Source organism: Prosthecobacter sp. (assembly GCF_044373815.1).
Taxonomy (GTDB): domain Bacteria; phylum Verrucomicrobiota; class Verrucomicrobiia; order Verrucomicrobiales; family Verrucomicrobiaceae; genus Prosthecobacter.
Genome location: NZ_JBIPNG010000304.1, coordinates 1 through 8091 on the forward strand (window position 1 = coordinate 1; position 8091 = coordinate 8091).

General features: G+C 61.8%; 8 protein-coding genes. 2 read left to right on the forward strand and 6 right to left on the reverse strand.

The features are described from left to right. Positions 1 to 21 precede the first annotated feature (21 nt). The 5 genes from ACIREA_RS21135 to ACIREA_RS21155 form a co-directional block, all read right to left on the reverse strand. Positions 22 to 1086 (reverse strand): class I SAM-dependent methyltransferase, encoded by a 1065-nt coding sequence (locus ACIREA_RS21135; RefSeq protein WP_397384337.1) that lies wholly within the window; start codon positions 1084 to 1086, stop codon positions 22 to 24. 36 nt (positions 1087 to 1122) lie between these two features. Further along, complete coding sequence (locus tag ACIREA_RS21140) at positions 1123 to 2289, reverse strand: FtsX-like permease family protein (protein WP_397384338.1); 1167 nt, start codon at positions 2287 to 2289, stop codon at positions 1123 to 1125. Beyond that, positions 2286 to 2954 carry an ABC transporter ATP-binding protein gene (locus ACIREA_RS21145; RefSeq protein WP_397384339.1) on the reverse strand — a complete coding sequence of 223 codons (669 nt, stop codon included), beginning with the start codon at positions 2952 to 2954 and terminating at the stop codon, positions 2286 to 2288. Before ACIREA_RS21145 ends, ACIREA_RS21140 begins: the two co-directional genes overlap by 4 nt. 13 nt (positions 2955 to 2967) lie before the next feature. Next, a complete protein-coding gene (locus tag ACIREA_RS21150; protein WP_397384341.1) occupies positions 2968 to 4209 on the reverse strand; it encodes a NupC/NupG family nucleoside CNT transporter in 1242 nt (413 codons plus the stop codon). 66 nt (positions 4210 to 4275) lie between these two features. Further along, positions 4276 to 4701 carry a hypothetical protein gene (locus ACIREA_RS21155; protein WP_397384342.1) on the reverse strand — a complete coding sequence of 142 codons (426 nt, stop codon included), beginning with the start codon at positions 4699 to 4701 and terminating at the stop codon, positions 4276 to 4278. Positions 4702 to 5349: 648 nt separating this feature from the next. Here ACIREA_RS21155 and ACIREA_RS21160 point away from each other — a divergent pair. Then, positions 5350 to 6267 carry a fibronectin type III domain-containing protein gene (locus tag ACIREA_RS21160; protein ID WP_397384343.1) on the forward strand — a complete coding sequence of 306 codons (918 nt, stop codon included), beginning with the start codon at positions 5350 to 5352 and terminating at the stop codon, positions 6265 to 6267. Positions 6268 to 6422: 155 nt separating this feature from the next. Next, positions 6423 to 7289, forward strand: coding sequence for an SDR family oxidoreductase (locus ACIREA_RS21165; protein ID WP_397384344.1), 867 nt, complete (start codon positions 6423 to 6425; stop codon positions 7287 to 7289). 33 nt (positions 7290 to 7322) lie between these two features. Here ACIREA_RS21165 and ACIREA_RS21170 read toward each other — a convergent pair. Further along, the coding region (locus tag ACIREA_RS21170; RefSeq protein ID WP_397384345.1) for an aminotransferase class I/II-fold pyridoxal phosphate-dependent enzyme at positions 7323 to 8091 on the reverse strand (769 nt) is incomplete at its 5' end.

Consider the following 8091-nt stretch of genomic DNA (forward strand, 5'->3'; position numbering starts at 1 on the left):
GTGAGATTCTTTGTGTCGGATTCAGCGGCGGCGCTTGCCGCGACGCACATAGCTGGGCTGAACGATGGGTTTTTGCGCGTGCAGGACCTTGAAACCGCCGGTCTCGACGATCTTGTCCATCTGCGTAAAAGCTTCGGTCAGCAGGTTCTCATAGGGGAGCTGGCGGTTGGCGACGAGCCAGAGCTGCCCGTCGGGTCGCAGAGCCTGGGCGGCGGCGGCGATGAATTTGAGGCCGATGAGGGGATCGACTTCCTTCCCTTCGTGAAAGGGGGGGTTCATCACGACGGTGTCAAACTTGGTGCGATCAAAGCCGGTGGTGATGTCCTGCCAGTGGGGGTGGGCTTTGACCTTGGTGGGGATGATGCCGAGATTGCGTCGGGCGCATTCGAAGCAGTCACCGTCGGCATCGTAGATGTCGAGGGTATCGATGTCGTGGCAGGTGCGCAGGAGGTGATCGCTCAGGAAGCCCCAGCCGCTGCCGAAGTCGGCGACGTTGCCTGCAATGGTGTCTGGCAGGTGCTTGGCGAGGAGGGCGGAGCCTTCGTCGATGCGGTCCCAGTTGAAGAGGCCAGGCCGTGACCAGAAGCGGCCATCGAGGATGCGGCGCATGGCAGCGCCCTGGCGCCAGCGTTCGAGGAGGTCGGCCTTCCAGGGCTTGCCTTCCTGCTTGGTGGCCCAGAAGGCGCGGCTGTGATGCTTGGAGAGGGAGGTGATCTGCCCGGCGACTTCGCGCAGGTACTGCTCGCAGCGTTTGCTGCCGGCGTCGTTGTGCACGGCGGCCATGAGGACGCCGCCGGGGGCGAGGTGATCATGGGCGCGGGCGAGATCTGCCACCATGAGATCGCGCTGCGGATCGGGGAGGACGAGGACGAGATCAAAGAGGCCATTGACCTCGCGCTCCACGCGGTGTCCAGCAGCCTGGAGGAGATTGGCCTTGGGCTTCCAGGTCTGCTGGCAGACGAGGCGGCCTTCGAAGTGCTCCAAGGCGGGATGTGCCTGGGCACGCAGGAAGAGCACGCGCCCTTCGGTGCTGATGTCGGGATTGACATCCAGGGCGTAAATGAGGGCGTCGATGGGGTAGGACATGCGGCGGGTGAAAAGAGGGAAGAAAAAGGAAGTTTATTAGAGAGCCCAGCGCAGGAGATGCGGTGCGGCGAAGGAGGAGAACTGAAGGAGGAGGAGGCCGATCACGGCGGCGGCGAGGCCGATGATGAGGACTTCGAGGACTTTGACGCTGATGAGCGAGACACGCGAGACGCCGACGTCTTCGAGGGTGGCGAATTCGCGCTGGCGCAGGCGAAAGGAGAGCGCAAAGACGAGCGCGGTGACAAGCAGCGCAGCCGTGGCGGTCAGCAGCAGGGCGCTGGCGGCAAAGCCCTCAAGGCGCACGAGCTGGGTGAGCAGCGCCTCCATTTCATCGCGCGGGCGGATGAGCTGCTGCTCCTTGGAGCGGGCGTAGTGCCCCGCGAGCAGGGCTTCGGCCTTGGCATCCTGCGGCAGCAGGATCACAGCGCTGATGGGATAGGTGGAGACATCGCCATGAAAGTGGAAGGAGGCGATGTTGGCATCCGTGACTTCGTTGAACATGCGCACGGCGGCGTTGCCGACGATGTTGCCCTCCTCTTTTGTCAGCACGACGGATTCATCTTTTTTGAGGTCGTCATGGCCATGAGAGCGGCCTTCGATGAGCCAGCAGGTTTTCAGATCGACAAAAAGCGCCTCGTCATCGGGCGTGCCGTTCGGGGTGAGGATGCCGGTGACGCGCATCTTCAAAGGGTATACACCTGCCATGTCGAAGGCCTGCTCGGGCGTGGAGAAGAGGTGGCCGCCGGGCTGCAGTCCGCGCTGCTTGGCGAGGGTGGCACCGACGACGCAATCGCCCAGACGGCTGAGCTGTTTGCCAGCGGCGAGGTGCAGGCCGCGAAAGGGAAAGTATTCCAGCTCCGTGCCCACGATGGGGGCGCCCTGCGCCTGATAGCGGACGTGCAGCGGGATGGCGGTGGCGGAATGATTGTGCCGCAGTTCGGTGAGCGCGCCAAAGGGCAGCGGCAGGAGGTTCTCGCGCTTGAAGTAGAGCGCGGTCATCATGAGATCGAGCGCGCTGCCGCGTGTGCCGACGATCTGCGGCGTGGCGGCGGCGCGGGCGCGAAGTTCCTGCTGGGCGTGCTCGATCAATACGCGCAGGCAGAGCGGCAGTGCGAACACGAGGCCGAGGGCACCGGCGAGCAGCGCACTCTGAATGCGATGCCGCAGCACGTAGCATGCGGCCAGATGAAAGGCGGCCCTCATGCGGTGGCGAGATCCTCCATGCGCACGGTTTGATCAAAGAGTGGAAGCAGATTGGGGTCATGCGTCACCATCACAAGGCAGGCGCCGCGTCTGCGGGTGTCTTCGAGCAGCATGTCCACCACGATGCGACCACGTGCGGGATCCAGCGAGGCGGTGGGTTCATCCGCAAAGACGAACTGCGGCTCATGCACGAGCGCACGCGCCACGGCGACACGCTGGCGCTCGCCCTGCGAGAGATGCGAGACGCGCTTGTCCAGGTAGCGGTCGATGTGCAGGCGCTGGGTGAGATCGAGCATCTTCGTGCAGACCGCCGCATTCGCTGTTCCACGGAACTGATGCGGCAGGAGGATGTTCTCGGTGACGGTGAGGTAGTCGAGCAGCGCGAAGTCCTGGAAGACGAGGCCGATGTGCTGCAGGCGGAAGGCGCGGCGAGCTTCGTGGGTCATCGTTTCCATTTGTGCGGCACCGAGACTGACCTTGCCCGCCGTGGGTGTCAGCAGCCCGGTGAGCAGGCGCAGCAGGGTGGACTTCCCTGCCCCGCTGGGCCCGGCCAGTGCGAGGGCCTTGCCGGAGGCGAGCTCAAGCTGCGGCACATGCACACGAAAGCCCTCGGCCGAGTAGGCAAAGCGGAGGTCGGAGACATGGAGGCCGGTGGTTGCGGACATGCAGACTCACTCTTTAAAGCAGCAATCCGGCGACACAAGCGGTGCAATAGCAGGCGAGCAGGCCGCCGAGCATGGATTTGATGCCGAGCTGGGCCAGTTCTCCCCGGCGCTCAGGCACCAGCGCCCCGATGCCGCCGATCTGAATGGCGATGCTGCCGAAGTTCGCAAAGCCGCAGAGCGCGTAGGTGGCGATCTCCGCGCTGCGGGGCGAGAGCGTCCCGCCCTGCTGGCTGAGGTGCAGGTAGGCGAAGAATTCATTCAGCACCACGCGCTCGCCCAGCAGCGCGCCCACCTGACCGCACTCGGCCCACGGCACACCCATGAGCCAGGCGCAGGGGGCATTGAGCCAGCCGAGCGCCAGTTGCAGGGGCTGCGGGATGTTTTGACCGAAGGCGCGCAGGCCGAGCGAGAGCATGTAATTGAAGAGCGCCACCACCGCGACGAAGGCGATGAGCATGGCCACGACGTTGATGGCCAGCTTCATGCCGTCGCTCGCGCCCGAGCAGAGCGCATCGATGCCATTCTCCGTTTCGCGTTCGATGACTTTTCCGGCACCATGCGCGGTCTCGCTTTCCTCGGTCTCGGGAATCAGGATTTTTGACATCATCAGCGCGGCAGGGGCGCTCATCACGGAGGCGGTGAGCAGGTGCCCGGCGGAGATTCCAAAGGACACGTAGGCGGCGAGCACCCCGCCAGCGATGGTCGCCATGCCGCCGACCATGAGGCAGAGCAGCTCGCTGCGGGTCATGCGTGGGAGGTAGGGCTTGATGACGAGCGGGGCCTCCGTCTGGCCCATGAAGATGTTCGCGGCTGCCGCGAGGGTTTCGCTGCCGCTGGTGCGCATGACACGGCGCATGACCCAGGCCGCCATTTTGACGATCCACTGCAGCACGCCGTAATGATACAGAAAGGAAGACAGCGCGGAGACGAGGATGATGCTGCCAGTGATCGTCAGAGCGAGGATGAAGCCGTTGTTCGGACCAAACGCGGCCTGCAAGGTGGTCGGTCCTCCCAGCGGGCCAAAGACGAGGCCCACGCCTTCATTGGCGAAGCCCAGCAGGCGGCGGAACATTTTGTCGAGCAGCGCAAAGGAATCGTGGCCAAGCTGGGTGCGCAGAATCAGCACGCCAAAGACCATCTGGAGCGCCAAACCGCTCAGCACCGCCCGCCACGGAAACAGCCGACGTTTTTCCGAAAGCGCCCAGGCCAGCGCTACAAACACGACCAGGCCAAGCAGGCAAATGAGACGATCCATGATGTGGGCGAGAGTGGGTCAGCAGGGAGGATGGGTCAAGCGCTCAGCTAGAAACCCAGTCCCAGGCTACCGGTTGTCCAGATCCCAGCCGCTGTGGCCAAACTCATAGGGTTCTTCAGCGCGGCCTTTACCGGGGCTCCAGTCAATGGGAAAGGCCTGCTTGATCTGCTCATGGTATTTCGATGGGTGAGCGTCGAGCTGAAACGGCACCCCGGGGGTGGCGCGGATTTCCTGAGCGGAATTGTTGAGCACCGTCGGCTTCACATCCCAGTTCTTGCCGTTCGGGTAGTAAAACTGCTTCGAGTCGTGGTGGTAGTAGGCTTCGTAACGCGGGTAGTACGTGTAATTGCCAGCATTGCCGAGCCGGGGCGCCAAAACCGACAAGCCCGCCGGATAATCGTAACCCCGTGTCGGCAGACCATACTTGATAGCGCAGGCCGGGAGAAGGAGCAGGAGGAACAGCGCGAGACTGAGGACGGAACGTGAATGCATGGCGGATGATTAGCGGGATTCCGGTGACAGGCAACGGAGCGGAGGCGGAATCATGAATGCGGGGATTAAGAGAGGAATCCCGGCAGTAGATTCGACAGGTCAGCTTCTATACTCATAACGCTTGAATAGTTTCACCCTTCAAAGTGCACGTAGCGAAAAGCAAGTGATGACGGGTGCAGCCAGTGCCAGATCAGTTTACGGTTGAATCGTTAACACATTAAACAAGCTTAACGATCTGATCGTTTCACCTTGGCGAGTTGGCTCTTTCGGTCTGATCTTGGCCGCGCAATTAAGTAACGATAGATTCGTTTTGTCTGAACCTGTGGCATTTCTTCACCTCCGGCCGTCTTACATCGAAGATTGAATCAATTTGCACTCACTCACCGATGATCGGTGAGTGAGTATTGAGCATTGAAACTGAACAATCATAACGTTTCAACCGTGTCGTTTTCTCAATATCTCACTGTATTTCAATATGTTTGATTCAACGAAGCTGTGAACTATCTGAGAGAGCATCTGCTCGTCACCTTATTCTCAATAACCTATCACCGACAATCGGTTAATGACCATTGAGAAAGAACTGGGAGCGAGCGAACGATTGCCTCTCCAATCAAGCACTGCCTTGGAGAAACCCGTCGGCTTCCTGCCATGGCTACCAATCCCACACCCACTAATGACGCCGAGCTGATGGTTCTCTGCGGGCAGGTTGTGCAGGGATGCTTGGAACTTGAGGGCGAGATCGGGGTCAAGCATACGCCAGCGTCGTTACTGCAGCCGTTGCTGGACAACTCCCATGCATCCCTGTTTGAAGTCGACAAACAGAAGAATGAACGCAGTGCGCTCCGGCGGGAGCTGCGGGAGAGGGACTTGGAGAGTGAACGAATCCTAAGCCACTGTCGCCTCCGCCTGGCAGCCTTGTTTGGCAATGGCTTCAATGAACAGTGGGAGTCGGCAGGCTTTCCTGACCGGTCCACGAGGGTGCCCGAGGTCTTCGCCAAGCGCCTGACCCTGCTCGCGCAACTGGCCGCCTACTTCACCGCGAATCCGCTGCACGAAAGCCAGGACATGCGGGCCACGGCGGCGATCTGCGAGGTCACCCATGAATCCCTCTCGCGGGTGCGTGCGGCCGTGGATCACCACAAGTCTGTCCTGGAAACCGCCGTGCAGAAGAAAAACGCGACGCTGAAGCGTCTGCGGCAGCGCCTCCGCAGCCTGATCGACGAGCTGGGCATGCTTCTACCCGCTGACGATGTGCGCTGGCGGCGCTTCGGCCTGAACCCGCCTGTCGGGGAGTCGCGGCCAGAGTCGGTGGTGCAGGTCATGCTCACCGCCATGGGTCAGGGCACCCTCCGGGCGCAGTGGCCCCCTGCCCTCCATGCCCTGCTCTACCATGTACAAATGAGGATGATGGGTGGTGGCAACTTTGCCACCCTGAGCACCGTGCCGGGCACCGAAACGCTGCTGCAAAACCTGCCGCCGGGAGAATTCATCGAAGTGCGTGTGATCGCGGCGAACACCCAGGAAGAAGCCGCCCCCAGCCCTGCCTCGGCGGCGCTGGTGGGCTGAGACGCTGGGCAAGCCCCATAAGGAGGAGCGGTGAAAAGAGCGGCCGGAACTCGCTTTTTGGACAAGATGGGTCAAGCGTCGAGCCTTGGCCTCCTGCCCCACCCGGCTGTGCTAAACAGCGCTTCCTGCCACCACACTTTTTTACTCCTTTCCTCATGCCCGCCATCAGCACCGCCGCGCCGCGCAATGTCCTCATCACGGGAGCTTCCACAGGCATCGGTGCAGCCTGCACACGCATGCTGGCGGGACGCGGCTGGCGGGTATTTGCCGGAGTGCGCAAGGTGGCGGATGGCGAGGCCCTCCTGGCAGGAGCCGAGGGGCAGATCATCCCAGTCATCCTTGATGTGACCAACCGCGAGCAAATCAAAACGGTGGTGCAGGAGATTGGAGTGCAGTGCGGTGTGGCGGGGCTGCAGGGTGTGGTGAACAATGCCGGCATCGCTCTCGCAGGGCCGCTGGAATTCATGCCGATGGAAGCCTTTGAAAAGCAGTTCGACGTCAACGTGCTGGGATTGATTGCGGTGACGCAGGCGGTGATGCCGCTGATTCGAGCAAGCCGGGGTCGCATCGTTTTGACGGGCTCCAATTCGGGGTTCATGTGCGAGCCGTTTCTGGCAGGCTATGGGGCGACGAAGCATGCGCTGGAGGCCATCGCGGATTCGCTGCGCATTGAGCTGCGGCCATGGGGGATCTTGGTCGCGCTGATTCAGCCGGGAGCGATCAAGACGCCGATCTGGAGCAAGTCTCGTGAGGCGGCGGAGCAACTCTTCGTGGGCATGCCCCCTGAGTGCGAAAAGCTGTACTCAGCCCCCATCATCGCGCTGCGCAAGATGGTGGAGAAAGTCCCCTCGATGGCAATTCCACCGGAACGGGTGGCCAAGGCGGTGACGCATGCGCTGGAATCCCGCCGGCCGCGCACCCGCTACCCCGTGGGGTTGGATTCCATGGTGGGTTCGCTGCTGGTGCGGATCGTGCCGGACCGCCTGCTGGACTGGGTCATCCGGAAGGTGATGGGGATCTAGGAAGTGGACCGGTTGCGGCGCAACCGGACTACTTTAAATGATGCCGAGTTCCTTGCCGATCTTCTCGAACTTCTCCAAGGCGCGGTCGATCTGCGCGAAGGTGTGGGTGGCCATGAGGCTGACACGGATCAGTTCTTCACCGGGAGGAACACCCGGCGGGATCACGGGATTAACGAACACGCCTTCATCCTGCAGGCGTTTGCAGAAAATGAAGGTCTTCAGCGTGTCATTGACGTAGACCGGGAGGATGGGTGTCTCGGTGGCGCCGAGTTTGAAACCGAGAGCCAGCAAACCCTGCTTCATGCGAGCGGTGTTGGCCCAGAGCTGCACCATGCGCTCGGGTTCGGCGATCATGATGCGTAGCGCGGCGAGCGCGGCGGCCACATTCGCGGGACTCATGCTGGCACTGAAAACGAGCGGGCGGGAGTGGTGCTTGAGGTAGTCGATCGTGTCCGCTTCCCCGGCGATGAAGCCGCCGAGACTGGCGAGCGATTTGCTGAATGTGCCCATGATGAGATGCACGTCATCCACGAGGCCGAAATGCGATGCGGTGCCGGAGCCATGCTCACCGAGCACGCCGATGCTATGCGCGTCATCCACCATGACGGCGGCGTTGTACTGCTTGGCCAGCGCCACCAGTTCGGGCAGCTTGATGATGTCCCCTTCCATGCTGAAGACACCGTCCACCACGATGATTTTGGGAGACTCCACCGGGAGATGAGCAAGACGGCGCGCCAGTGACGTCATGTCATTGTGTGAGAAAAGAAAAGTCTTCCCCGGGGCCATCTGGCAGCCTGCTCCG

Coding starts and splice junctions, on each gene's coding strand:
- ACIREA_RS21145 (WP_397384339.1), bottom strand. CDS start 2,954: ATGTCCGCAACCACCGGCCTCCATGTCTCCGACCTCCGCTTTGCCTAC.
- ACIREA_RS21140 (WP_397384338.1), bottom strand. CDS start 2,289: ATGAGGGCCGCCTTTCATCTGGCCGCATGCTACGTGCTGCGGCATCGC.
- ACIREA_RS21165 (WP_397384344.1), top strand. CDS start 6,423: ATGCCCGCCATCAGCACCGCCGCGCCGCGCAATGTCCTCATCACGGGA.
- ACIREA_RS21155 (WP_397384342.1), bottom strand. CDS start 4,701: ATGCATTCACGTTCCGTCCTCAGTCTCGCGCTGTTCCTCCTGCTCCTT.
- ACIREA_RS21160 (WP_397384343.1), top strand. CDS start 5,350: ATGGCTACCAATCCCACACCCACTAATGACGCCGAGCTGATGGTTCTC.
- ACIREA_RS21135 (WP_397384337.1), bottom strand. CDS start 1,086: ATGTCCTACCCCATCGACGCCCTCATTTACGCCCTGGATGTCAATCCC.
- ACIREA_RS21150 (WP_397384341.1), bottom strand. CDS start 4,209: ATGGATCGTCTCATTTGCCTGCTTGGCCTGGTCGTGTTTGTAGCGCTG.